Genomic DNA, 26,232 nt, shown 5'->3' with positions numbered 1-26,232 from the left:
CCCCGCAGCAGTTTATTCAACTCGTTGGCGATAAGTCGTTGATCGAAGTGACGGAGAATGACGGTCTAAGCTATGTCGACTGGTGGCACGACGCGTCATTTCCGGCGAGATAAACTCCAAAACTGCCGACCGGGATATCGGCCAGCAAAGCCGCTGCATGCTGAAAAATCTGGCGCATCCGACGCGGCTACAGGTATTCCGACTCAAGGACCTTCGCTTGCGCGGCGAGACGGAAAAGTCTCGCGTCCCGTTCGACCACGAATTGAAAAGGCGGCCGAGATGTTCAAGCAGGCGATGGCGGGGCAAGCATGCGTGAGTTGCGGAGGGATCAAAGCGCAGCGTTCAGCGAAGGAAGCGAGCTTCAGCGGCCTTGACCTCGCGCATCTTCTGGAGCCTGAAAATCTCCTCCACCGGCAGAATATCCTTGTGGACGTTCTGAACGCCACCGTCAGCAATGATCCGGCGGAAAGTCTCCTGCATGGCAGTTGCAGCAGCGCGGATGCCGTAATTGCCATAGATCATCATACGGACATTGCCCAGCGCCTTGACCCGTTCGGCGTCGAGATCCGGATAGGCGTTCGGCACGATCACGAGCGGCACCGGATCGGTCCAGGCGCGCGAAAAGCTTTCGATCTCGGAGGGATCCCGCTTTTTCGAGTGGATCAGGATCATGTCAGCGCCGGCGTCCACATAGGCGTGGGCGCGCTGCAGAGCTTCCGCTTCGCCGAGGCCTGCGATCAAGGCCTCGGTGCGGGCGATCACGAGGAAATCCGGCTCCTGTCTCGCCGCGACGGCAGCCTCGATCTTGCCCTGGAACTCCGCAATGCGCAGCAGCTCCTGGCGCCCATCGGCTGCAAGGCTCGTGACCTTTGGAAAGGTCTTGTCCTCGATGACGACGGCGCTGGCGCCGGCGCGCTCATATTCGCCGATAGCATGGATGACATTGATGGCGTTGCCGTAGCCCGTGTCGATGTCCGCGATGATTGGCAGCGTCGTGCGGCCGGCGATCGCCCGCAGCGTATCCAGATGCTGCGTCATCGAGATCAGGCTCATATCCGCCAGGCCGTAAAGCGCTGACAGCTCGAAGCCCGAGGCCCACAGGCCATCAAATCCCGCCTCTTCGGCGAGAATCGCTGAAAGAGGACTATGGGCAGCCATGATGTGGAGGAGGTTGGTTTCGCAGAGGCGCATACGGAGGCATTTGGCCGGGGGCATCGGCAGATCTTTCAGGACAGGGCCGCGCAGGCGGCGATGATGCGGTCACAGGCGCGGGTGAGGTCCTCGAGTGAGGAGGCATATGAAATGCGGATATAGGGCGAGGCCATAAAGCCGCTGCCGGGCACGACGGCCACAGCGAATGCGTCGAGCAAATACGTGGCAAAATCGGTGTCGGTTTCGATCACCTTGCCGCCGGGCGTGCGCTTGCCAATAACTTCCGCGCAGGAGGGAAAAACGTAAAAGGCTCCGTCCGGCACCCGGCACGATAACCCCTCCGCCTGGTTCAGCTTGCTGATCACGAGGTCGCGGCGCTCCAGAAAGGCGCGCACGAATTCATCGATATGGTCTCGTCCGCCAGACAATGCCTCAATGGCGGCGTATTGCGAAATCGAGCTGGTGTGTGACGACGTCTGGCCTTGGATGAGGTTCATGGCCTTGATCAACGGGAGGGGCCCCGCACCGTAACCGACACGCCATCCAGTCATTGCATCGGCCTTAGACACGCCGTTGACGGTCAAAGTGCGCTCATAGAGGTCGGGCGCGACGGCGGCCATGGTCGCAAAGTCGGCGTCATAGGTGAGCTTTTCATAAATGTCGTCCGACAGCACATAAATTTGCGCATGCCGCCGCAGCACCGCGGCGAGCGCCAGCAACTCGCTTCGGCTGTAGACTGCACCGGTTGGGTTGCACGGCGAATTCAGCATCAACCACTTAGTTTGCGGCGTGATCGCAGCCTCCAGCGCCTCGGGACGGAGCTTGAAACCATCGAGCTCATCGCAGGCGACAAGAACTGGCTTACCGCCGGCGAGCGCCACCATATCGGGATAGGAGACCCAGCACGGTGTCGGGATCACAACCTCGTCGCCCGGATCGAGGCTGGCAAAGAGCGCGTTGAACACAACCTGCTTGGCACCGCAGCCGACCGTGATCTGGTCGAGAGCGTAATCGAGCTCGTGGTCACGGCTGAAGCTCTCGCGGATCGCTTGACGCAACGGCTTGATCCCGGCGACCGCAGTGTACTTCGTCCGACCGCCGCGGATTGCCCGGATGCCGGCTTCGCAAACAGCGGCTGGCGTGTCGAAATCCGGTTCGCCCTGACTGAGCGTAATCACATCGATGCCTTGCTCGCGCAGCTCGGCGGCACGCGCTGTCATGGCTTTGGTTTCAGAGGGGCGGACGGCGCGGAGGCGCTCTGCAATGAGAGACACGATAGAGGACCTGCGGACTTGGAAGGACAAATTCTTTACAGTTCCTACCCGCTTCCAAACAGTCTAACCAATCGCACAATCATGTTTTTGCATGAAATAATCGAAAGTGGCGATGCTTAGTTGCCGTCTCCGCCGGACCTGCCGCATCTGCGGACCGTCCAGACGGCGATGGAAGACTCGCGGACGTTGAGACTGCACGGCCAGCCGCCTCGGTTCGGCACTCGATACCGCCTGGCAGCCCCAGGTGTCTTCGTACGGCGAGGAACCGCCGCGGACGCGCGTCGGAGTGAACTGTCTGCGGTTCTTGAATGTCATCAGTCAACGTGATCGATCTTGTTGCGCCGGGGCACGCCAGCTCGGTTTCCGCGCTCTGCATGTTCACGACGGATCTGTGGGAAGGCGCTCCCGGCTAGAGCAATGGGTGCCGACGGATAGAGCGCACTAGCAGCACGCAAAGTGGCTGGTGGCGATTGCGCTGCGTCCAGGCAGATTAGATTCCGCAAAGTCGTCGATGCCCCAATGGTCTTGAAGGACATCAAAGGGTCGCGTTGACCTGTGCTTGAAACGATGAGTGGTCGTGTACATGCATGGTGAGCTGATGAGTTGGTTTGCAGTCCTATCCAACTTCGACGGGAGGCTGAAGATCTTCACGAGCCTCGGATTGGTAACAATCGTAAATGGGGCGCGACGGGCGAGCAGTTCGCATCCATCTTGTCGAAGCAGCCAGCGCTCAGCGGTTGACGAGCGTCTGCAGGGCCTCAACGGCAACCCGGAGAGGGGTTGACGGACGTAGGCAGTCCATTATTGCGACTGGCGCGGGTGATCGGCTTCGAACGAGATAGGGCGCTGCGCTGGATCTTAACGAGCATAAGCGTGCTCCGGCCATCGCAGCAAGCGCGTACTTTCTTCGCGGCCAATCTGTCAGAAAGGAACACGTTGCTTCGAGCCGCAGCGCCCTTCGACATCTCGTCTTGGGCATCGCGTATTTGGTTGGTTTAGATCGAATTATTCGCTGACTGTCATCCAACTGTAGCAGGCCGGGTTTTGAAGCTCCTAACGGCGGCCGATGCGACGAGAGAAGTGGAATGGTTCTCGTTCGCTGCGAGTTTTCGGGACGATATGGAAGCGCTCGATTGGAACCTGAATTCGTCGGCAGCATCTGTTCGATTACGCGGCTCGTACGTCTCTTCAGTTGGCAAGCTCGGATCGTGATGTTGATCTCAGAGGCCCTCAGGCCATGGACCGCGATGCTCATCCTGCCCCGACCCGGGCCGGCATCCGTTTTTGTTGCCGCACGTTGCGGGCCAGGCATTCATATCTTTGGGCGCCGTGCTAGTGGGAGCCCAGCGCGGCCCCGTTTACGCCAACACCTGCTAGCGAAACGGTGGGCCGCAAATGCGAGCGCTCCATTGAGGGTGTCGCGCCGGATCGCGATCTTCGAGGCTCTCATTAAAACCACGCAGGGCCATGAGTCCGCGGGCGAACGCATCTGCAAATCGTCCATCGTGACGCAGGAAGAGAGCGACGGGCGTTGCCGTTCACCGGCAATCGTTTCCAGCACGATCTCTGATGCACTGCACCGCGCGATCTTCTCGAGCCTCACGTCACTACAGATACAATCACAAACGGCGGAACAAGCACATGTCTAGAGATCATCAGGCCCGAACGGCGCCTATCAGCCTTGAACGGTCAACGCCACCGGCTTGTCCGAACCTGAAAGAGACAGTCAGAGAGGGCCTGCGTGCACTCAGTGATTCAACGGAGATCCAAAACGGCGTAAGACAACATCGGTTTTCCGGAACGGAAGCGGACAAAGCTCATGCCGCGAAGTGGCTGGCCTTGCGCTTCGAGAGGGCTGTCGATCCGCAACGCATCATCCTCACCAATGGGGCCCAGAGCGCGATGGTTCTTGCCCTCGCATCAGTCGCTGCGCCGGGCGATACCATCTTAACCGAGGAGCTCACCTATTACGGCTTTCGCAAGCATGCGCATCTTCAGGGCATTCGGACAGAAACAATAGCGATGGATGACGACGGCGCCGAACCTCAGGCGTTCGAGACGGCGTGCCGCAAATTCGCGCCGAAGGCGCTCTTTCTGATGCCGACTATCCACAACCCGACCACGATCGTCATGTCGCTCGAGCGGCGGCAACGAATCGTTCAAATCGCAAGGCAATATGGAGTGAGCATCATCGAAGATGATGTGTATGGAGTGCTCGCAGACAGCGTTCCAGCTCCCTTTGGCGCGTTGGCGCCTGAGATGACATGGCATATCACAAGTTTTGCAAAATGCGTCGGCCCTGGTGTTCGGGTTGGCTACCTCGTTGCGCCTCATGGCAAGGCGGCGCAAAAAACGCTTGACCGCTTCTATGGCATGTCGACTTGGTTTGCGGCCCCTTTGTCTGTCGAGCTGGTGAACCTCTGGCTCGCCAGCGGTTCGATGCAAAAGATCGTAGCCGGCGTCAGAGAAGAGGCGGTCGCCAGACAGAGGATTGCCGCGCAATGGCTCACTGGCATCTCATTTCGGACCCGGCCGGATGCGCTTTTCCTCTGGCTCGATCTTGAGGGGATTATCGATCAGGACGAACTGGTTGCGCAATGCGCTTCAAGATATATCACCATCCGGCCAGGGCGGATTTTTGCAACTGATCCGAAATTGCCTGTAAACCATGTCCGTCTTGTCATCGGCAGCCCCGAGAGCCGCGATGAGTTGGAGGCGGCTATGGCTGTGGTTGGAGGTGTTCTCCAAGCGGCCCGTAAGGGGGCTATGGCGGGCGTTCGCTGATGTCTCGCGATCCCCGTTTTATTATCGCGAGCTTTGATGGTTTGCGCCCCGACCTCATTAGCCCGCAATTGACCCCTCATCTTTGGCGCATGAAGGCGGCTGGAGTGACGCTTGCTAAGCATCGCACCATCTATCCGAGCGAAACCCGATCCGCTTTCCCGAGCCTTGTCACCGGCGCCACCACCGACCGGCATGGCATGGTCGGCAACAAGTACCTCGATCGAGCCGTGACCCCGCCGCGCTATATCGACACGTCCGACGCGGTTCTGCTGCGCCGGCTCGATGTCGAGAGCAATGGCCGGCTTTATTCGGCGCCATCGCTCGGCGAGATCTTGGCGGCGAAGGGGCGGAGCCTTGCTGTCCTCGCCACCAACACAGCGGGTACCACCAGGCTATTCCACCACAAGGCCGAGGATTTCGGCCATATCCGTCTATCCGGTCATTTTCGTGAGGCCTGTGCGCCAGATGATGTGTTCACCGAGATCGAAAGGCGTGTCGGCCCATTGCCTCCAGCTCCACCCAAAACCGAGCCCGATCGCAGCGGACAGGACTGGATCACATCCGCCTTTCTCGACGTCGTTTGGCCGAAATATCGACCCGACGTGACGATCCTCTCCTACGGTGAGCCGGACGTCACCTCGCATTTCCACGGCACGGCTGCCGAGGCGACACGCTCCATCATCGCTCATTGCGACCGCCAGTTCGGGCGCGTGCTCGACTGGCGGCAGGCCGAGGGAAAGCAGGCTGGGGTTCAGCTTTTCGCGATCTCGGACCACGGCCATATCACCGGCCATACACGAGTCTCAGTCGCCAATAGTCTGCGCGCGGCAGGGTTCAACCCCGGTACGGCACCGTCTGCCGACGTTGACGTGGTGGTGGTGCCGGGCCAGGTTGGTGCTCTCTATCTTGCCAATCCAGAGGAGGCAAACGTCGCGCGGCTGGTTACGGCCATGACATCCGAGCCATGGTGCGGTCCGCTGTTCACGCGTGCAAAGGATGAGGTCAACGGCATTGCCGCCGGGAGCCTGTCAAATCGCCTGATTTTTGCGGATCATCCCCGCGCCCCGGACGTCGCGTTTTCCTTCCGCGCCGACGATACCGTCGACCCGTTCGGCCTCTTAGGCGGCACCTTCTATGATAATGACCGCCGAGCGGGTCTCGGTCTTCACGGCGGCCTCCATCCGAAGGAGCTCGCGGCAGTCGGCCTCGTCGCAGGATCAGTGTTTCCGAATGCCGGATGCGCATCTTTCGTTCCGTCAGGTATTTGCGACATCGCACCGACAATTCTGAATCTGCTTGGCATTGAAGCACCCCCGACGATGAGCGGACGGGTGCTCCATGAATTGCTTCGGCCGTCCGAAGCCTTCGACAGTCCTGTACGCGAGGAGAGCTTCGAGACGCGCCTCGGAGGCTACAGGCAGTTGCTCCGGCGCGAGCATGTCGGCCACGCCTGTTACATTGCCGGCGGTTGGAATTCCTATTGAAGTGAGAGGCCGCAAAGGTTTCACGCCAAGCGTCCATCGCGGATCAAATGCATCTGTCAGATGCCGCTCATTCGGTAAGAAAAGATCGAGGCTATCAGCAGGAACGGGACCGCGATGGTGGCGGCCTTTGAGGTGCCAAGGCGCGATCCTCGGAACCTTAATCGAGTACAGCGTATCTGCCTCATTGTCGCAACGCGCGACGTCTTGGATGTCGCGGGTCTCGTCAGCTTCGTGCTGTGTGGCCGGTGGGAGCACGTCTGGTTTGCAATGCGCCGTCGACAGCCGGATCGGCCGTCCGTCAGTCCAGGCCAGCAGTGTTGTGTCGCCGACGCAGACCGGTTGATCACAATCAATGTTCGAAGGACCAAAAGCGCATGCCAAAATATAAGTTGGCGATCGGTGGGGTATGCCGACGCTGAGCCGGCATCGAGGGTATGGACATCAATGGATTCTGCCCATGTTGCATAATACCTGAAGGTCCGAAGTGCGCTTAGACGTGGGCCTTGAGAGCTCCGCAGGAGCAGCGCGCTGCTTGCGTTTGGTCGCGCGGACGCGCGCAATATGCAGTCAGTTCTTTGTTGTTGCCGGGTCTCGGATCGCATTTGGCCGAGACAAAGTTCTAGGACCGCGAGCTATGGCCTGACGAGCATGTCACGCCTTGCTCAATTCCGGTCGCAGCAAGGTCTGCAGCGCTTCACGCGTTGCTGCTTCGACACATTCTCTTACCGAGCATCGGACGTCATCGTATTCGGACAAGCTCACATCGAATTATTCGATAGTCGTCATCCGGCTGTAGCAGTCCGATCTTTTAACGTCGCGCACAACAGCGGACACGCCCAAACGGGATTAAGCGATCTCAGTGCCGTGCTCAGCAACGCGTTCACGATGTGGGAGTAACGGCGATGGCATCGGTATCGATTGACGGGATCGTGAAGAACTATGGCCCGACGCCTGTCTTGCGTGATGTCTCGCTCTCGATAGCGGATGGTGAGTTCCTGACGCTGCTCGGCCCCTCCGGGTGTGGCAAGTCAACGCTCTTACGTGTGCTGGCAGGGCTCGAGATGCAGGATGCCGGCTCGATTTCAATTGGCGGACGGGTGGTCGATGGCCTCAGGCCGAAGCGGCGGGACGTGGCAATGGTGTTCCAGTCTTACGCCCTCTATCCGCATATGACGGTCGCCGCCAATATTGCGCTGCCGCTCCGGATGCGGCGGCTCACGGCGATCCAGAGGCTTCCCCTTGTCGGCCGTCTGCTTCCAGGAAGGGCGCGGATTGCTGCCGAAATCGATATGGAAGTCACCCGCACCGCCAAGTCCTTAGATATTGGCCATCTATTGACCCGCAAACCGGGACAGCTCTCCGGCGGCCAACGCCAGCGCGTGGCAGTCGGCCGGGCAATGGTACGCCATCCGGCTGTCTTTCTGATGGACGAGCCGCTGTCCAACCTGGACAGCAAGCTGCGCGTGCAGATGCGCGCGGAGATCAAGGAACTGCACCAGCGTCTTGGGGGAACCTTCGTCTACGTCACCCATGATCAGGCCGAGGCCATGACGCTGTCGGACCGCGTCGCGGTGATGCTCGATGGCGAGTTGCTGCAGGTCGCTCCGCCGCAGGACATTTATGGCGATCCTAGCGATCGGCGCGTCGCAGAATTCATCGGCTCGCCCAAGATCAACATGCTCGAGGGCGTGATGCGCGAACGCGGGCTCATCGACGTGGCCGGATCGACACTCAAGATCGATGCCGCTGCACTCCCCGGTATGCATCTGAGCCTCGGAATCCGCCCGGAGGCTCTTCATCTCGCCGACCAGGGCGGGCAAAGCACGCTGACTGGTTCGGTTCGCATGATCGAGCATATGGGCTCCGATCTGTTCGTCCATCTCGATCTGGCGGGCCCCGACCAGCCGCTGGTCGCAAGACTTCCGGCCGAATACGGGCCTCGTATCACCCCCGGCCAGACGTTGCACATCGGTATCAGGCCGGAGCGAGTCCTTCTCTTTAGCCCCGATGGACGGCGTTTGCGTGGGCAAGTCGAACTTAGCCGGGCATCGGTCATGCCGCTTCGCGAGGCCGCTCGATGAGGCGGCCTCGTGCGATGACTAGTGCATGCCACGAACTCTCCTCGAGGGGTGGTGCGTCGACATTCCGATGTCCCGCCGCGTCCAAGCCGCCCGGACGAGGTCTTCGCGAAGCCCTGGCGGCTTGGATCTTGGCCGGGCCGTCAGTCTTCTTTCTGCTCATGCTCTACTGCCTGCCCGTGATCGGCGTTTTCGTCATCGCATTCACCGACTGGCAGTTCGGCATGGCGACGCTCTCCTTTGTCGGCCTCGACAACTTCCGCGAGGTCATTGCGGACGAGGACTTTAGGTCCTCACTTCGCAATACAGCCATCTACTTGCTGGTCGTCGTCCCTGGCACTGTCAGCGTCGGACTTTTCATCGCTCTCCTGATCGAAGGCGGCAAGTCCTGCCGCTCCTTCTACCGCGCGATTCACTTTCTGCCCTTCATGGCGACGATGTCTGCCATGGCGATTGCCTGGGAGGCGCTGCTGCATCCGACCATCGGCCTTGTCAATCAGACATTGTCTGCCATCGGCATGCCGGCCGCCAACTGGCTGCGCGACGAGCACACCGTTCTGCTGGCGCTCGCCGCAATAGGCATATGGCAGAATCTAGGCTTCGCGATGGTGCTGTTCCTCGCGGGCCTCAAGAGCATCCCTAAGGACATCTACGATGCGGCCGATGTCGACGGTGCTGACCTGTGGCTGGACCGCCTGCGTACCGTCACGCTGCCGATGCTCGGCCCGGTCTCGATGTTCGTTGTCATCGTTGTCGCGCTGAGAGCGTTCGCTTCGTTCGACACAGTAAAAGTGCTTACCCAAGGCGGCCCCGGCCACGCCTCGGAAATGCTGCTCTACACGCTCTATCGAGAGAGTTTCGAGTATCTGCGCACCGGATATGGCGCGGCGATCGCCGTCGTCTTTCTGGCCATCGTGGTGACCCTCACCCTCGTTCAGGCCCACCTCATGGATCGGAAAGTGCACTACCAATGAGCACCAGAGCGCTTCGCGCTTGCCTGTTGTTGTCTCCGGCTGCGGTCTTCCGGCATACCGTTCTGCTCGCCACCGGCGCGCTCATCCTCCTTCCTTTCGTCTGGATGGTGTCGCTATCAATCAAGCCACCGGGAGAAATCTTCCGGACCAGCTTTTCGTTCTGGCCCGTCCAATTCTATGGCGTCGAGAACTATACAAAGGCAGTGACCCAGGCGCCGTTGCCACGCTATCTCGGCAACGGCGTCATGATCTGCACATTGATCTTGGCGCTGCAAATCCTCGTCTGTGCCCCGTGCGCCTACGCACTCGCCAAACTCCGCTTTGCCGGCCGTGATACTCTCTTCGGCTTGGTGCTGATCGGGCTCCTGCTGCCGCATCAGGTACTTTCGCTGCCGCTCTTCATTCTCGGTTATCAGATCGGCATCCTCAACACCTATGTGGCGCTTGTTTTTCCCTATGTGGTCTCGCCCTTCGGCATATTCCTATTCCGGCAGTTCTTTAAGACCATCCCAGACGACGTCGTTCACGCCGCGCGACTCGATGGTCTCTCCGAAATTGCAATCGTGTGGAAAATCATGGTGCCAATGGCGTTGCCCGCCGTGATCGCCTTCGCAATTTTCTCGATCGTCTCGCATTGGAACGATCTGTTCTGGCCGCTGATCGCGGTGCACGATCAATCGCTGATGCCGCCGCCGCTCGGAATCATGGTCTTCAAGAGCGAGGAGGCGGGCACCGACTTCGGCCCGCTCATGGCCGCAGCAACGCTTGTCGTTCTGCCTCTTATCGTCGCCTTCCTGGCCGCACAACGTTGGTTCATCGAAGGCTTGGCGGAAGGGGCGATCAAGTAGCAGTAAAAACCTGGCTGAAGTCGCCGAACGCCGCCTCAAACCATAGCGAGCGACCATAGGATCCGCTCGCGAGAAATACGAAATATTTCCAAAAATGGAGAAAGCCAGATGTGGCGCTATTTGAAAATCATTGTCGTCATCTCCCTCGCTAATGCCCTTGTTGGAGGCATCATGAGTCCGGCGAAGGCAGAGGACGGCAGGACGTTAAGGGTAACCGCAGCATCCTCTGACCTTAACGCGATGTGGGTCGAACTCGCGAGGACTTTCGAGAACGAACATCCCGGCGTCAAAGTTGAGCTGGATAATTCGACCAGAGGTTACGACGATCTCGTCCAGGCAACTCTGCGCGCGTCGCTCACAGGTTCGTTGCCGGACGTGTCATTCCAGGGCGCCAATCGTCTGCGAATCTACACCGATCGAAACCTTGCCGTTCCGCTCGGCCAATTTCTGAATACGGACACGAGTGACAGCCGAAAAGCGCTTTCTCCAGCGGTTGAAAAAATTGGAGCATCCAAGGGTGATAGCTATGCGCTAGGCTTCGGCGTCGCCGAGCCTGTCGTCTTCTACAATCTAGACCTCCTCGCCAGAGTTGGCGGCGATCCTTCTCACCTCCCGACGACATGGGACGAGATCATAAGACTTGGTTCGAGTATCACCAAGCTGGGCGAAGGAAATGTCGGACTGATTTTTCAATACAATAGTGAGGATTTTTTCTGGGACGCTCTGCTCTTTAGTCAAAATGCGGCGATGATGAATTCTGATGAGAGCAGGATAGCTTTTGATGGACCGGAAGGCCTGAAGGCGTTGGAAATCATCAAACGGATCGGAGAATCGGGACAAGCTTCAGTTGATATGTCGAAAGACCAGGCTCGGTCTTTGTTTGCCGCCGGGAAGGTCGGCATAATCTTCGACTCAAATTCAAATCAGCTGCGCTTCGAAGAGGATAGTAAGGATAAATTCAGGCTTGCGGTCGGCAGGTTTCCGTTGATGGCACCGAACGGGACGCTTCCCGCGGCCGGATCGATCGCAATGATGTTTGCGACCAAACCGGAGCAACAGAAGCTCGCCTGGGAATTCATGAAGTTTGCGAGCGGTCCAACCGGACAGAAAATTGTAGCACTCAAATCCGGATGGCTGCCGGCGAACGAATTCGCTACCCGCGATTCAACAGAGCTCTCCGGCCACTTTGCAAAGAATACCAATTATAAAGCGAGCCTCGATCAGCTACCCATTCTTCGCGGGTGGTACGCTTTTCCAGGAGAGAACGCGCCAAAAGTCACCAAGGTCATCGTGGACGCTATGCGCTCTGTCATCACACTCCAGAAGCCGCCTGAAGCAGGGCTCCAAGCAATGGCGACGCAGGCGCGAAAGCTTCTCGGCGTTAAATGAGTGTTTGAGGCCAGCAAGCGAACAGTACCGATGGTCAATGCAGGCCTTTATCCGGACGAAAGATACGGGATGGCTTGCGCCATCCCATATATCGAATGGAGCCGTCCGGGAAGAAAAGAGTGCGCCTTGGTGCTTTTCTTGACCGGCGGTGGTCATCTGGGGCGGATTTCTTATGGCTATCCTGACGGCGATCCCAGAGATTTTCTCGCCTATTGGCTAACTTCGATGGGATACAATTTGGTTGTGCCATCACCTCCGATCGAACACCCGGTGTTCAACTCTCCGGTTTGTGGACTGGATGTCACAACCTGGTCAGAAGTCTTGATCGATCTGGTAGCGGCAAAGCTGCATGCATGGAAGCTAAAGCCGCGTGTCCTGGTCGTTGGCTGGAGCATGGCCGGTAGATTTATTTCACGTCTTGCCGCGGCGGCTTCCAGCAGAGACATTGCCATAGAGGCATTCGTAAGCCTCGCGGCAACGCCTCCGCTTCCAGGCCTCTCGCCGGTGAATCTCGAGGAAACACCCTTGTCTGCGCATGGCTTTCGATCCTTCCTTGCTCCATCCGAGGGGGGGGGCACGCCGCTCAACCGATCCTGGCTGGCTGCTCTATCGGAGCAGGATCACCTGGAGGGGAGATCAATTATTCCTTCTGAAATATACTTTAGACAGTTCGTTGGTGGCTCACCGTTGAATCTGCATGGTGAAGCTCTTCGCTGGCGCAATGGGCGGATCCAACATTCGCTGTGGGAGGCGGCGAAGGACGTGCTGGCGATGGAATTTCAAGGTGCTCCGCTGTGCGCAGCCATCATTCCGACTGCCTCGAGTGATAGGCACCACCTGCTAACGGATCGGGCCAACTGGTCATTCTTCAATGCCCACGTGATCGCGGCTCGCGCCGCCTCATTCGCTCCCAGTGCTCTAAATAAGGTCCGGTCACTCGTCGAGTCGCTGCCGAAGCGCTTGTCGCGAGAGACCACTGGCGGACATTTCTTCTTCGTTGGCGCGAAGGGGGCCTGCGCCACCGCGCAGGCAATTCTTGCACTTCATGCCGAAACGCTCGCTGTCGAGGCGGAACTGAAAAGCTGCTCGTAAGGATCAGTTTGAGCCACAGCACCCCGCGTTCGACTTTCGCGACAATGTTCGAGCAGAAGCGGCGGGGGAGCAATCTCTCAATCTCGATTCGCAGTCGCTGCTGTCCATGCAAGCCATCGAGCAGCCAGCGGCGGTTTTGCTTTCGGCGTACTCGCATTTGGGTTAATGCTGACCTCTATAAGCCGTGTTTGTCAATCTACATCCGTTTGCGGCAATGATGGAACTAAGGCGCTTGCTAGCATTCAGAATGACGGACTATTGCTGAGCGCGTCATACGAAGATCGAAAGCAGGGCTCCGCTCGCTTGGTGGCGGTGGCCTCTATGATGGCAGCGCTCGGGGGTAATTGAGCGACAAAGCGGGAGCAGGCCGCGTCGGCAAAGCGCGGCTTCAAGCGATCCGCTGAAATTGTTCCGATTTCTGAGGCTGCTGTATGCGCAATGCGCGTAAGATGTCACTGAGCAACGGGTAGGGCGGTTGTCACCTCGGCTGACCAGGAAAATTCGACCCTTCCATCCATTGCAGCATATCGCTCAAACAGCAGGCGGTGCCACCTCATCGTATCTTCCAGGCCGTTGATCTCAATGATCTTCTTGGTGTCGCTACGGGATAAACTCAGGCCCTCGAACTGCTCCCATGTTAAAAAGTCGTCCCAATAGAGCGCAAAATGGCGGACGTTGCGAAACAGAGGCGATGATTTGAGCTCATGCACGAAATTGATGGGTGCGTAGCGTCCGTCGCTGCCCTCAAAGCCGCCGATTACAAAGCCACGAATGTGCTGCTCGTGGTAACGCTCGTAATCTCGAAGCATCGCGCTTCTATCCAGATCCCGTCGAATCATGAGCACCGCGATAAGACCTGATGGGGTCAGGACCCGGTTCGCCTCCGTGTAGAATTTGGGTCGATCAAACCACGTTGCTGCGCTCGCTGCTGTCACCAGAGAAATGGTTCCGCTCTCAGCTGCAAGCCGTTCAGCGCTGCCTGGGATATGCTTGATATTCAAGATGCCCGCAGATCCGCAGATGGCTTTCAGACGCATATCGGCGTTCGGCTCGACGCCCGTAATGCTAGCAGAAGGGGGTAACAGCCTCGCCAGTTGCCTTGTAAAAAGTCCTGTGCCACTGCCGATATCAAGCACAGAGAGAGCGCAAAGTCCTGCAGGCTTCACGCGCTCGGCAATGAAGCTTACTAGTTCATCCGGATAACGCGGCCGATAGCTGTCATAAGCATCAGCAAGCCCTGTGTAGGCAGAGTGCGCATTGACCCTTTGACGGCGCATCGTTCACCTCCGATCGCTTGTTGTGGAACGAGAAAAGCCCGCTTGAATGGACGCGCCGCAGATCCTGCGAGGATGTCCTAGGCGCCGTTTAGAACGGCTACGGTACTTGGATGTGCGAGCCCGATCCGGTTGTCTTGGATCTCGGGGGCGTTTCCGCAACAAAGTCATCGCTCGCAGAAGCAGGGCGGCCGCTAGAATCGGCGCTCTAAGGAAAGTTGTTTGTTCTCGCCGGGAGCTACACATGAAGAACGTACTGGCTTTATTAAAAGCGCATCACGCGACAGCAGAGTTGCGTCGAATGCGGAAGGGCAAATTTGTCCCTTGCCAAGCCACAGCTTTCGTCGTCTCAATCGTTCACATACTCTCATTTTTATAAACTACCCACGTTGGTCGTTGATTAGAACGGCAGTTGCTTCATTTATGGCGAGTGTCGACCAAGCGCGCCAGCGAAGTATCGCTCACATTCGGCCGGCAACCCTATCGATCCAATCATCCTGGTGGATCAACTCTGTCTTGCAGTGGTTCTCGCCCGCTGAGAGCGGGCGGCGGCCGCGGAGCTCTTGAGGAGAGGAGGAGGAGTTGATCTTGGTGTTGCTGAGCAGCGTTGCTGGGCACCGTGAGCGGGCGAGAGGAGGCCACGGAGCGCTTCGGTGGGCATGAAGGCCTCTTCGACCATACTCGCCTTCGAGAGATCGTATGGTCTCGCTCTTCAGCCAGCCTCTGCCACCCAGGCGCGCAGGTGGATGTCTCTGAACTGGCAAGCATAGCGTTGTCTCATTGCTCTGCTTACTTCAACTGGAGCCGGCAAAATGAATATTCCTGGTAGTCATCGACATGGAAAGCCAATCAGCCTTATAAGAACCACTCCGCCGACCCCAGAATGGATGGGGGCGGAGTTGTCGAGAACGCTGCTTGAGATATCTGAACGAGGAGATGTCGCGACCCTGTTGAGATATCATCGTTTTCAAGGAACTGATTCTGATCGCCAAGCTGGAGCGGCGTGGCTAGCGAAGCGCTTCGGGGCTGCGCCGTCGATTGACCGGATCATCGTTACGAACGGTACTCAGAGTGGCCTCCTAATCACATTGGTCAACGTGGTTGGAAGCGGCAATGTGCTGCTGACAGAAAGCTTGAGCTATTACGGGTTGCGGCGGATTGCCAGCTTCTTGAACATTTCCGTCAAGGGCATCGCCATGGATGACGACGGAGCGGCGCCGGAGGCGTTCGAGGACGCGTGTAGAAAGCTCAGTCCCAAAGCGCTATTCCTTACGCCGACACTCCATAACCCAACCACAATCACGATGTCGCAGGAACGACGGCTCGCGCTCGCCGATGTCGCGAGGCGACATGGCGTTGTGATTATTGAGGACGATGTTTACGGGCTGCTTCCACCGGAAGCTCCGCCCCCGATCAGTGCGTTGGCCCCTGACGTAACCTGGTACGCCGCAGGCCTCGCCAAGTGTATTGGCCCTGGTTTGAAGATTGCCTATCTGTTGATGCCCTCCGCTCAGGCGGGCACAAGCGCGTTTGATCGCTTTCACATGACCTCGACTTGGCATGTCACGCCCCTGTCCGCTTTGGTCGCTCAAAGCTGGATCGCCGATGGCACCGCTGAGAAAGTGCTGCTCGCAGTACGCAGTGAGGCGGTCGCGCGACAGGAAATGGCAGCAAGGTCGTTCATTCATGCAACGTACCGGAGCAAGCCGGAATCACTACACCTGTGGTTGGCGCTTCCGCGCAGATGGACGCAGCGGAGCTTTGTCGCGGCGGCAGCCGAGGCTGGTGTCTTGGTTCAGTCCGGAAGCATGTTCGCGGTCGATGAAGATACTTCCCCTATGGCCATTCGCATCGTCCTAGGTAGCCCGGAAACTCGTGCCAGCCTTGGAGAAGCCTTGACAGCGCTCAGGCCTCTTGTGCACGAGAATATATAGCCTTCCGAAAAGCGGAGACTGTTGCGGAGATCGGCACATCCAGGTCGATCTCGCAATCGATGAGCAGGAAAGTTCTGCCTCGACCTGAAGGCACAAAGCGCAGGGCTCGGATCTGATTCAACAGATTCGGGAAGAAGGCGATGATGTAGAATGACTGCCGATCGAACGAAAGCCCATGCCGTGCTCATCCAGGAAGACGAAACGGTCCGGTTCAGGGGGCCCGCTGGCGCGAGAACCCGAGCGGCTGGCCTGAGCTGAGCCTGGTCCTTGATTTGTCGACGATCAGCGACCTTGGCCCATTAGGGCTGTTGCCATCGGTGTTGCGCGAAAGCGTAAAATGGGTTGAGATGACAATAGCCGCCTGCACCAGATGCAGTGGCCATGCACTGGCCATAGGTGGAGAACTGGCAAATGCCAGGATATCCCCAGGGACGCCCTTTCAGACAATAAATGTCTTGTATGGCAGGCAGCGCGTATTCCGCACGATTTCGGGCATCGGCAGTTGATAAGCCGGCCAGGGCGCAAACTGCGATCGCAATTATGAACTGAAGGTAGCGCATGGACGCCTCCGTCCCAAAAGCTTGTTACCTACAACTTTATTGAAGCCCAAACCGTCCGAATTGTACATTCACACGTTGGTCAAGCCCGAATGTCCGGCCGCGTGCGCCCGCCGCAGATCGCTTTCGGACCGCGCGTTCCCTTCGACTAAAGCTCAAAGGCGAGCAGGGTCGAGCGGAGCGAGAAGCCGCAATCAGTGGTGCGAGGTCGCCAACAGCATCAATGATTGGACGGCATGAGAGAAGAGAGAGGATCAGTTGTGTGAGCTGTTGGGGGTTAATTGTGCGCCTAAGGCAGGGACGATGCATTATTCCAGGTGACCGCGAGTGGAATGACGCATTTTTCCCGCGCTTGTCTCGTTCGGTGCGCAGGTATACCGCGTCATGGCCGCTACGCTTACGTTGAGCTGAGTGAGGGGCCTTCTGGTTCTGCCCAAATGGGAGTTTCGTCTAGTCTACAAAGGAGACAGGATGGCCCCGTCGCAAACGCGGCCCGCCAGTTGGCGCCGACCCTGCGGGTGGGCGAAATTTGCGAATCGGACATGATCAACACGAGGTAGTTGTCGTACGCTGCCACTACTTGTGAGTTGCTGGTTCGTTACTCGTCGTCATTGCCTTTAGGCAAATACTTGTTCTGATCTTCTCGCGCATAACAGCCAAATTGGTGAGCGCTCTCCACTTATAGGCGGGTGGACGGATTTTTTTCTGCTCATTGCCATGGAGCCTCGCAGATGTCCCTCAAAGCAGTACCTTTCATGTTGTTCCTCGCAGTCGCTTTTGGTGCCCCTGCTTCCTCGCAAGCTGCAAAGGGTCGGTGAGGCGTGCGGCGGCTTCGGCGGGATCAAATGTGACCGCGGACTTTGGTGCGATCCAACGCCAGGCCAATGTGGTTTTGCTGTGTCTTCAGGCGTATGCGTCAAGGCCGGCAAGCTTTGTCCGCAATCGCGTGCAAAATCAGTGATCCCAGTCGGCAGTTGTGACGGAAAAAACTTACAACAAGGCGAGCGGCAGAAGAGGCGCGCCGGCAAGAAGAACGACGGAAGCTGTTGACGCGGATCGGCCTCTCATCGAGGAGGCGTGTCCGCCTTAGTATCCCTCAGGTTTGCGTGCCTTAGGTAGCTGCGATTGTTGTCACGAAATTCTCTCGCTGGTAGGAGGCAAGATGATTTCAGCGAAGATATTCGGTGCACGTAGTGCACTTCTAATTGTTGGAGCGGCTAATTGTGCCGTGGCCGCCGATCTTCGTATTTATCGCCCCGATGGCAGTTTGCAATGCAACGAAAGAAAGGCCCGTACTCTCGATCAAGACAAAGCCGTGCTGGAGAGTCTCGGAGCTCACATTATTAGCCAAGAAAAGACAATCAAAGACTGCGGTTGTCTTCAAATATGACGGTACTATCCTTTGTGCCGAAGGCAGCGGAATCAAGCTTGACGAGATGGCCAACGAACTCACGCGCGCCGGAATTACGATTGTCAGTCAAGAGAAAGCCACCGACGGTTTGATGCGGCTCGTTCACCGGAGGCGTAAATGCCTACGAGATTGCGTCTTCCGACCTCCAAAAGCGCTCGACCTCGGCTTCTCCTATTTAATCACGCCTCAAACAGCGCCGTCCATTGTCGGCGAACAGGCTTCCAAGAAAAAGGCGCTTGATCCGGTTCCGGCTCGTTGCGAGCTACATTGAACGGTCCAGCGACAGCGTTGGCTCACGCCAATCGGCATCTTGCGCAATTGATCGCCTGGGCCGATAGGCGCCTAGCTCGCTGGCCTCATTCTCTTGCACTATTTCAGCTGCGACGAGGCGTCCTGCTAACGGGCCCAGGGTTATTCCGCCGTGCATGACCGCTACGTATAGTGTGCGGTCTTCGTCAATAGGGCCAATCATCGGCCGACCATCCGCCGGCATCGGGCGTACACCAACAGCCCATCTTTGTCCCATTTCCGCGAAATTCATGATCCACTGGCTTGCCGAGCTGATCAGAGAACGGCGCTCCTCCTCCATTCGCTCATGCTCGGGGCCGTCACCAGCGGCGGCCGCGACGCCAGCCAGAAATCCTCCGTGGTCGCCCGGCCTGATATGGAGCTTGTCGGCATAGATAGCCCGTCGCACGCCTTGCGAGCCCAGCGAACAAGTAAGGTCCACAAGCGGGCCAGGTGCTGCCGTCAACCTAAGTGGCATGAACCCGGCAGACGTGAGCAGTGCATTGGTGTCATTGCCGGCCGCCAGTACGAGAGAGTCGAATACCTCAATTCCTGTCGTTAGGCGCAAGCGTGCCTTTGACTGCAGCCTCTCAAGAGCCTGTACTCGCTCCCGCCGATACCGAACCGCGAACCGTCTGGTAGAGAGGTCGATCAGAGCCCCGCATAGCGCTCCCGCATTCACCCATCCTTCTTCCGGGACAAACACTACTTCGGCGGCCGATCCAGTCCTGATAGATGGCTCGAGGCGACCTGCTGCGGCCGCTGAAATGAATTCCACCTGACTTCCGTACTTGGAAAGGGCCTTGGCATTTTGTTCGAGTTTTTCAGCAGCATTTCCAAAGGATGCGAGCCGCAGCGTTCCAGTGGTGTGGAGGTTTCGCTCGCTTCCGACGTCGCGCGCGATCACGCTGTGGTACTTGATTGCGTCGAGCCTAAACGGCAGGTCGGCTTCGGCTTGGCCAAACGCATTAAGACATGCAAATGATGTGGAGGAGACTCCGTTTCCAGGTTCGCCAATATCGAAAACCGTCACTCGCGCACCGGCCTTCCCGAGGTGATAGGCAATGGAGCTGCCAATGATACCAGCCCCGACGACTCCGATTTTCATCGGCTCCTCCTTCGTGGAAAATCTGCTCAAGTACTGGCGGTGAGCCCGCCATCAATGCGAAGAATCTGGCCCGTCACGAAACGGGATAGCGAAGACGCGAAGAAGTGCACAGCTCCCGCGACATCCTCAGGCGTAGCCAATCGCGCAAGCGGAATGTTCGCGGTGGCTCGCTTGAATGCGGCCGGGTCATCCAAAGCTTTTTCGTTCTTCTGCGTCCGTACCAGCCCAGGCGCGACACCATTTACGGTGATGCCGTACGGCCCCAATTCCGTTGCCAGTTGCTTCAACAATACCGCGAGCCCGCCTTTGGCGGCGCAAAAGGCGCTATAGCCGCGGTTTCGGAAGCCAAGCGATGAACGCACGGAAAGAAGATGAATGTGACTCCCGCCCCTTCCGGCGGATAATTGCTGAGCAGCGACCGCCTGGGAGAGAAACATTCCGGCACGCAAGGTCCTGGAATAAACCTCATCGAAGGCTTCCGGCGTTACCTCCAACAGCATCTGCTCCTTATTGAAGCCAGTGCAGTTCACCAAAATATCTATGGAACCATGTTGTTGTTTCAAACACGCAGAGACCGCGTGCGCCACGTTGACGTCGCACGCGTCTAGCTCGATACCATGGGCAGAGAAACCTTGCGTGGCCAGCTCAGCGGCGAGAGCCAACGCCTGGTCGCCGCTTCGTCCCGCAATAATGGTGGTCGCACCCGCAAGGGTCAACACTTCCGAGATTGTTGTGCCGATCGCTCCGTAGCCGCCAACGATTAACGCCACCTTGCCATGCAAACTCATCGGATGCTCGGATCCTGCTTCGATCGTTTGAACGTTCATTTGAATCTCCGTTGGATCCGGCGCGATAGGGTGGAGCTATCAGGAGTTACGCGACTTTGCGATGCATGAAACTCCGCCGAACCGTATTGGCCCTTGAAAACTGGTCCGAGATGCTCTTTTGCGCTGCCACCGAGCTGGACCATTCCACTGATAGTGCCATCTTCGGCGACTTTGCCCTCGAAGCCATAGAATAGGGACATCGGTATCTGCTCGTGCGCAGCCTCGAACCGGATGTGGTCGCCGTGAATTTCACCGGACAGCTTGCCGGAAGATGATCCGGTGTGATGGACGCCTGATATGTGCGTCTTATTCTGCTCAAGGTCGAGATGATGTGTCGCCGAGCCATGAAGGAATTGAATTTCGATACGCCAACCTCCTGAGACGTCAGCTTCGGCCTGAAGCGTTGACGGTCGTTCAGCAATGCACCGGGGCTCACGAAACGCGCGGGCCAACGCACGTCCGACGATTTCCGCCTCGTCATCGCCGAGATTGACGGGGTCGAGCACTATTGAGGTCGGTGTCGACCAAAAATCGTGGATGAGAATCCGTGGTCGCTGCCCTAAGAGCGCAAGCCGTAGATCTTCCGCGCTGAATGGAACCACTTCCTCGTCCCAGCTCACCTTGAGCCGGACTGCTGTGACAGAACCAGGCCAGGACAGCACCTCAGTTCTGACGCCAGGCTGGGTATTGAGCTCCGCCGCAATCAGCTTTAAGCGCGGAAGCCATTGGTCACGGTCGTGTTTGGCAGTTGCGAAATTCATCCAGCGGTCGAGTGCCACGACAGCACCCACAATCTCCTCTTTACCCAACTTCATCGCCCGGCCGAAGGCCTGGTGAGGCGCTCCGTTCCACCAGATTGCCTTGCATAGCCGTTCACTACCAAGCACGATCGCAGTCGATTGTGGGGCCCGGAGATATTTGCCGCCCGCATAAACCACCAGGTCGGCGCCGCATTTGACCCAGCGATCAGGCTTTTCTGGCGAAAGCCCGGCGGCCTCGACAAGAATGGGCACGCCGTGAGCACGGGCGAGGGGGACGGCTGCGCTCAATGGCACACCGGACGCTGAATCCATGCGGCCGAGCAGACAGATCATCGCGGCGCTTCCGTCCAAGGCCTCTGCAAGTCCTTCTACAGTGGCAACACTCACAATCTCGCCGCCTGCGATACGGATTGCCTGTTCATAGGAAAACCGTTGGTCAGAGGGGATCACTACCTTGTTGGGTAGCCCCGATGTTTCCGGCAATCGCAACATCAATTCCGGATTGTTTCCGGCGATGCACGCCGCTGTGGCTAGCGCCAGTGTCGCCGCAGTGCCGGCGGTAATCACACCCCATTCGGCGCTCGTGAGTTCAGCGAGCCGTCGACCTGCAGCCTCTGCCAATTCATCCATGTCGACGAAAGCCTCTGCAGCCGCGTTCATTGCTACAATGACTTCGTCACTCGGATTGCTTGCTCCATATAATGTACGCACACCGGCGCATTGAATGAACGGCTCGACGCCGATTGCCCGAAAGATCCAGCCTCGCTCGTGCTCTCGTTGACGGGGACGCTGCAAGAGTTCAGGCCGGATGGTCATGCCAGCCACCGACGCAGGTACGATGCCCCCCCGACAATAGGTATCTCACGACCAGGGACGTGATGCCGAGCTGTTTCGGAGCTCAGAGAGATACAACGTTCAGGCAAGTGGCTATCGACCCGAATGTAATAAGTCGTCCGGCCAGGAACCCTACCAGCTGCTCGGATCATGCCTGCCTGCACATAGCTCGACAATCTGCCCATGGCTGTCAAAGAGAACGGCTAGCTAAGGTGGCCGAAGACACCACGACGAATATGCTAATTGCCGCATACATTGCCGGGCTGGGTGACGGCACGCGAATAGACGCCACGTGAGCGGCGGCAAGCAGCAGGAAACAGACGTTGACGAGCCACTCAAATAGTGCGGCTCCAATGAACGGCTCTAAAAGGAACAAGAGAGCCATTAGCGGCACGTCGTACGACAGAGGCACACCCAAGAAGTGCCCGTCGGACGATCTGCCGAAATTTGCAAAATAGCTAAGCCTGATGGCTCCCGCCAGGAGCAGAGCAGTGGCCGTCGCGAGGGAAAGAATGGAGGCGTGGCTGAGCTGAATCACAATTGCCGTGGGCAAGACGGCTCCATAGATAATGTCCCCGAATCCGTCCAGGCTCTTGCCCATTTTTGCAAGTTCCGGGTCACGGTTCGGCGTCCAGTTGGCCACGATTCCATCGATGTGATCTGCCAGGACAGCCCAAAGAGCCACTGCCACCGATAGCTCAAGCTTTCCGGATAGAGCGAGGAATAGACTAGCGGAAGAAAAAACAAGTCCCCCTGCAGTGATGGCATTTGCGGGATCCCAAAGGTATCTTAGCATTGGCACCTCACTGATCGCGCTGGTCACAGGATTTGCGAGCGCCATGCGCTCGTGAGAAAATGCGCTCTGCGAGATGCAGATCTTCGGCGGTATCGATTTCGCACCATCTGAGATCATCGCATCGCGCGGCTGTAAGCTGCAGGCCACGCCTCTCCACCAGATAGCCAAGAAGCTCCTCGGTGTAGGCCTGCCTGGCTCCGGACCCGATAACATCGTCCAGTGCAGGAACGATCGTTGCCTTGAGGGTCGAGCCCGAAAATCGCAGCAGGTTCATAGTTTTGAAAAGCTGCGGGCCGGCTGTGATAATGTTGGCCGCCGTTTGCTTCATGCGGAAACCTGTGATGAAGCCGTCCTCGGACAAAAGAGCTGCAGACCCTTCCATCGATTTGTCGAAGGGAGCGACTGCGACCACATCGCCCGCTGGGCCCGTCAGGCGGCGCAATGCATCTTGCTCGAAGAAAACGTCTCCCTCGAGGAGGAGGCAGTCTCCCGAAAGCAGTACCTCACGCGCCAACCACAGGGAATAAGCGCTCCCGGTGCGATCGAAAATCGTCGATTCGACGTAGTTGATCTCGACCCCGCCGAAGCGGCTGCCGCAGGCATACTGGATGGCGTCCTTGCGGTAGCCCACGACAACAGTCACCTCACCGACGCCGATTGCCTCCAGATTCCGCAGAGCGTTGTGCAGGATCGGCCTGCCGTTTACCTCGACCAGTGGTTTTGGCCGGAGATCCGTCAGCGGCCGCAGGCGCGAGCCGAGGCCGGCTGCAAGCACGATAGCGCGGCGAGGTACTTCAGCCATAGTGCTAACCTTCCGCAACGCTAAGCATGCCGAACCCACTAGGGCTTCAGTTCCATGTGTTTAAAGTCACGGACAAACGCCGCAAGCCCTTGTCGAGCGAGCCAAGGTCAATCCCATAGGAGAGCCGGACCCCGTCTGGATCGCCAAAGATTGTGCCCGAAGCTGCCGCGACACCCGCGTTCAGCAATACGTTAACGACATCATCGGCGTTGAATTCGGGACGCGGCCCTTTGGTGCTTTGCCGAAGTCCTTTGATATCTAAATGGAAGTAGAATCCGCCTTGAGCTGAAGGTTGCGGGATCGACTTCAGGGTCGAAAGAATCGAGAGCCCAAGCGTTCGCGCCTCGCTGACCTGACGTTGAAGTTTTTGTTCGAAGACGTCATCACTGGACTCCAGATGATGAAGCAGTGCATGTTGGGAAGTGACATCTGGGGTGCAGCCCGTATCGCGTTGTAGCGCCAGCGCGGCGTCTATAACGGATTTTGGACCGGCGAGATAACCGATTTGCCAGCCGGTCAGGGCGAGAGATTTGGAGAGCGAATTAGCGATTAGAGTGCGGTGACGCGCCTCGGCAGCGGCCGACACAATCGAATGATGGGTGTGTGGAGCATGGGCGAAAGCCCCATAGGATTCATCGAACACAATCCAGAGATCCCGCTCAGCCGCAAGCTGCGCAATTTCAGTAAGAATTTCGCGGTCGTAAATCGTGCCTGTCGGATTGTTCGGGGTGCTGACAACGATCGCTTTAGTCTTCGACGTAACTGCCGCAGCTAGATCTGAAGGCTTCGGCACGTACTTGGTGTCCCTTGTCTCGATGAAGATCGGCACTCCGCCTGCCATGAGAACCTGCGCGGGGAAAGAAGTCCAATGCGGAATGGGGATGAGCACCTCATCTCTCGGATTCAGAAGCACCATAGCTGCGTTGAAGAGAGCATGCTTGGAGCCGCTCGTAACTGCGACTTGATCCATCGACCAGGGTTGACCGGTCTCGGAGGAAAGTCTGCGAGCGATCGCCTCTCGAAGCTTCGTCGGGGCGCCTGTCTCAGTGTCGCGGTTGATACTGCGATTGATCGCGATGATGGTGCCCTCGCGCACCATCAGCGGCAGATCACTCCGGATCTCTTCAGCGGTCAGATCGATGATCTGCTCGCCGCTCACTATAGCTGCTTTGGCCGCGGTCCATACCGCAGCGCTGTCCGAGTGTTTTAACAGGGCTGTTCGCTCCGCCAGCATGTGCGCTCTCCATTAACTCGGCATGTCACGATTGCCGCTGCGAGGCGAACCTTCACATCAGCCGCCGACAAAATCGATGCCGCCGTTTGAATGAAAAGCCCCGCATCGCTGACCAGTCAGATATCGAGCTTCCGCTCGTGCCACCTCGTCACATCTTAGCAATTCAAAGACCTCATCAAGCGTCGCGATACGAGGCACAATGCTCGCAGTGTTCTCCTCGGTCATAATACGACGACAGACTTGCCGCATTGCCGCTCGCATCGAGCGATCCGCCCAGATCAGTGTGGAGATGCAAGCTTTGCGATACACAGAGATTGGCGCTTGATGATATTTCGTAGGTCGCGAGGGGATGTTCTTGCCAAGCGCGTCCAAACGCAATGATCTCTGCGGCACTCCTCGCGAGTGAATGAGGATCGCGTCGGCTCCGGCGTCCGCGTAAGCGCGCATCATTGCCTGGTCCATCCCTTTACCACCAATCAGTGCCTCGATCCGGGTTACAAGAACGAAGTCTTCGGCCAATGCATCCTTCCGCGCGCAGACGGCCGGAGAATTGGTTGACTTCCGCGAGCGGATGTCGATCGCCAACAAATGAGCTCAACTTTGGAAAGTAGCTGTCCTCCCTGCGCGACACCGGTTGCGCTCTCGGTTGATGGACGAGCATTGAAGTTTCCAAAGCCGCCATCACCGTCGACGAGGACAGGTAGTCGGGTCGGGTCCACGATTCGCTCGACTACGTCGGGGAGTTGGCTCCAAGACGCTTCGTTCGCGACACGGTAACCGAGCGAGCGCGCGACCGACAGATCAGATGCCCAGAGCCCTTTAAAGCCTGCGCGATCGGCGATCGCGGCGGAGAGTGCGTCATGTGCTTTCATAAGGAACGAGAGTTGGTTGCTGGAGCAGACTTCGGCCGCCAACATTTCTGCAGCTGAAGAATCAGCGGAATGATCTGGTCGATTGGCGAGAACAGACTGGGACTGATCTTGCATGCCAATTCCTCGCTTAATCGGCCGACGTTCGTGCAGTGAAGATGACATCCATCTGTCACGTGAATCAATTACGAGGTTTGGTAGTTGACCGGAGTCGCAGGAACTTGGCTGAGACCAAGAGTGCATGTTTCCGCCGCTGCATGTGTGCGCAAGGGTGTCGTTCGCGCGTCCTGGACCTCTGCACTACCGAACGTCCGGCGCTCTGGCAATGTGGAAGGGTAGGTCCGTTAGAGCGAACGCAACTTCGCCATCCGTTTACAAGCACATCGTTTCTGGTTGGCACTCGAACAGCTTCTCATTGGATCGTCCCCTCTTAGTCGATCAACCGGAATGCGACAACGGCAC

General features: G+C 57.9%; 21 protein-coding genes. 9 read left to right on the top strand and 12 right to left on the bottom strand.

Going from position 1 to position 26,232, the window contains the following annotated elements; translation table 11 throughout:
- Positions 1-342 precede the first annotated feature (342 nt).
- Both AAFG16_RS39675 and AAFG16_RS39670 read right to left on the bottom strand, forming a co-directional pair.
- Entirely contained in the window at positions 343-1,191 is an 849-nt protein-coding gene (locus tag AAFG16_RS39675; RefSeq protein WP_342734158.1) for an isocitrate lyase/phosphoenolpyruvate mutase family protein, read from the bottom strand.
- A 35-nt stretch (positions 1,192-1,226) separates the two neighbouring features.
- Entirely contained in the window at positions 1,227-2,426 is a 1,200-nt protein-coding gene (locus AAFG16_RS39670; protein ID WP_342734156.1) for a pyridoxal phosphate-dependent aminotransferase, read from the bottom strand.
- Between the two features lie 1,641 nt (positions 2,427-4,067).
- Between AAFG16_RS39670 and AAFG16_RS39665 the strand changes: the two genes are divergently transcribed.
- From AAFG16_RS39665 to AAFG16_RS39635, 7 genes are all read left to right on the top strand, one after another.
- Entirely contained in the window at positions 4,068-5,210 is a 1,143-nt protein-coding gene (locus AAFG16_RS39665; protein WP_342734154.1) for a PLP-dependent aminotransferase family protein, read from the top strand.
- Positions 5,210-6,694 (top strand): alkaline phosphatase family protein, encoded by a 1,485-nt coding sequence (locus AAFG16_RS39660; protein WP_342734152.1) that lies wholly within the window; start codon positions 5,210-5,212, stop codon positions 6,692-6,694. The genes AAFG16_RS39665 and AAFG16_RS39660 overlap by 1 nt, the downstream gene beginning before the upstream one ends.
- A gap of 902 nt (positions 6,695-7,596) precedes the next feature.
- A complete protein-coding gene (locus tag AAFG16_RS39655) occupies positions 7,597-8,775 on the top strand; it encodes an ABC transporter ATP-binding protein (protein ID WP_342734150.1) in 1,179 nt (392 codons plus the stop codon).
- Positions 8,776-8,903: 128 nt separating this feature from the next.
- Positions 8,904-9,746, top strand: coding sequence for a sugar ABC transporter permease (locus AAFG16_RS39650; RefSeq protein WP_342734148.1), 843 nt, complete (start codon positions 8,904-8,906; stop codon positions 9,744-9,746).
- Positions 9,743-10,594, top strand: coding sequence for a carbohydrate ABC transporter permease (locus AAFG16_RS39645; RefSeq protein ID WP_283081756.1), 852 nt, complete (start codon positions 9,743-9,745; stop codon positions 10,592-10,594). The genes AAFG16_RS39650 and AAFG16_RS39645 overlap by 4 nt, the downstream gene beginning before the upstream one ends.
- Positions 10,595-10,702: 108 nt before the next feature.
- Positions 10,703-11,983 (top strand): extracellular solute-binding protein, encoded by a 1,281-nt coding sequence (locus tag AAFG16_RS39640; RefSeq protein ID WP_342734145.1) that lies wholly within the window; start codon positions 10,703-10,705, stop codon positions 11,981-11,983.
- Positions 11,984-13,075 carry a hypothetical protein gene (locus AAFG16_RS39635; protein ID WP_342734143.1) on the top strand — a complete coding sequence of 364 codons (1,092 nt, stop codon included), beginning with the start codon at positions 11,984-11,986 and terminating at the stop codon, positions 13,073-13,075.
- Positions 13,076-13,527: 452 nt separating this feature from the next.
- Here AAFG16_RS39635 and AAFG16_RS39630 read toward each other — a convergent pair whose 3' ends face one another.
- The gene (locus AAFG16_RS39630; protein ID WP_342734141.1) at positions 13,528-14,352 is read right to left on the bottom strand and encodes a class I SAM-dependent methyltransferase; all 825 of its coding nucleotides are present in this window, start codon (positions 14,350-14,352) and stop codon (positions 13,528-13,530) included.
- Between the two features lie 809 nt (positions 14,353-15,161).
- Here AAFG16_RS39630 and AAFG16_RS39625 point away from each other — a divergent pair.
- Positions 15,162-16,283 (top strand): PLP-dependent aminotransferase family protein, encoded by a 1,122-nt coding sequence (locus AAFG16_RS39625; RefSeq protein WP_342734139.1) that lies wholly within the window; start codon positions 15,162-15,164, stop codon positions 16,281-16,283.
- A 299-nt stretch (positions 16,284-16,582) separates the two neighbouring features.
- Here AAFG16_RS39625 and AAFG16_RS39620 read toward each other — a convergent pair whose 3' ends face one another.
- Positions 16,583-16,843 carry a DUF3551 domain-containing protein gene (locus AAFG16_RS39620; protein WP_342734137.1) on the bottom strand — a complete coding sequence of 87 codons (261 nt, stop codon included), beginning with the start codon at positions 16,841-16,843 and terminating at the stop codon, positions 16,583-16,585.
- A gap of 1,220 nt (positions 16,844-18,063) precedes the next feature.
- On the opposite strand from AAFG16_RS39620, the gene AAFG16_RS39615 reads away from it, so the two are divergent.
- Complete coding sequence (locus AAFG16_RS39615; RefSeq protein WP_342734135.1) at positions 18,064-18,522, top strand: hypothetical protein; 459 nt, start codon at positions 18,064-18,066, stop codon at positions 18,520-18,522.
- Here the strand turns inward: AAFG16_RS39615 and AAFG16_RS39610 are convergent.
- The 8 genes from AAFG16_RS39610 to AAFG16_RS39575 all read right to left on the bottom strand — a co-directional run bounded on the left by AAFG16_RS39610 (position 18,514) and on the right by AAFG16_RS39575 (position 25,773).
- Positions 18,514-19,647, bottom strand: a complete 1,134-nt coding sequence (locus AAFG16_RS39610) for an FAD-binding oxidoreductase (RefSeq protein ID WP_342734133.1) — start codon at positions 19,645-19,647, stop codon at positions 18,514-18,516. The two genes, AAFG16_RS39615 and AAFG16_RS39610, sit on opposite strands and share 9 nt — an antisense overlap.
- Positions 19,648-19,673: 26 nt before the next feature.
- The gene (locus tag AAFG16_RS39605) at positions 19,674-20,474 is read right to left on the bottom strand and encodes an SDR family oxidoreductase (protein WP_342734131.1); all 801 of its coding nucleotides are present in this window, start codon (positions 20,472-20,474) and stop codon (positions 19,674-19,676) included.
- Positions 20,471-22,051, bottom strand: coding sequence for a hypothetical protein (locus AAFG16_RS39600; protein WP_342734129.1), 1,581 nt, complete (start codon positions 22,049-22,051; stop codon positions 20,471-20,473). Before AAFG16_RS39600 ends, AAFG16_RS39605 begins: the two co-directional genes overlap by 4 nt.
- A 208-nt stretch (positions 22,052-22,259) precedes the next feature.
- Positions 22,260-22,712, bottom strand: a complete 453-nt coding sequence (locus AAFG16_RS39595) for a hypothetical protein (protein WP_342734127.1) — start codon at positions 22,710-22,712, stop codon at positions 22,260-22,262.
- A gap of 160 nt (positions 22,713-22,872) precedes the next feature.
- Complete coding sequence (locus tag AAFG16_RS39590) at positions 22,873-23,667, bottom strand: phosphocholine cytidylyltransferase family protein (RefSeq protein WP_342734125.1); 795 nt, start codon at positions 23,665-23,667, stop codon at positions 22,873-22,875.
- Between the two features lie 46 nt (positions 23,668-23,713).
- Entirely contained in the window at positions 23,714-24,901 is a 1,188-nt protein-coding gene (locus AAFG16_RS39585) for an aminotransferase class I/II-fold pyridoxal phosphate-dependent enzyme (protein ID WP_342734123.1), read from the bottom strand.
- Positions 24,902-24,958: 57 nt separating this feature from the next.
- Entirely contained in the window at positions 24,959-25,486 is a 528-nt protein-coding gene (locus AAFG16_RS39580; RefSeq protein ID WP_342734121.1) for an isocitrate lyase/phosphoenolpyruvate mutase family protein, read from the bottom strand.
- Positions 25,396-25,773, bottom strand: coding sequence for an isocitrate lyase/phosphoenolpyruvate mutase family protein (locus AAFG16_RS39575; protein ID WP_342741043.1), 378 nt, complete (start codon positions 25,771-25,773; stop codon positions 25,396-25,398). Before AAFG16_RS39575 ends, AAFG16_RS39580 begins: the two co-directional genes overlap by 91 nt.
- Positions 25,774-26,232: the final 459 nt, after the last annotated feature.

The sequence above is a fragment of the Bradyrhizobium sp. B117 genome, from assembly GCF_038969555.1.
Lineage (GTDB): Bacteria > Pseudomonadota > Alphaproteobacteria > Rhizobiales > Xanthobacteraceae > Bradyrhizobium.
The sequence above is the reverse complement of the archived record's forward strand: the minus strand, read 5'-3'. Positions and strand labels throughout refer to the sequence as shown.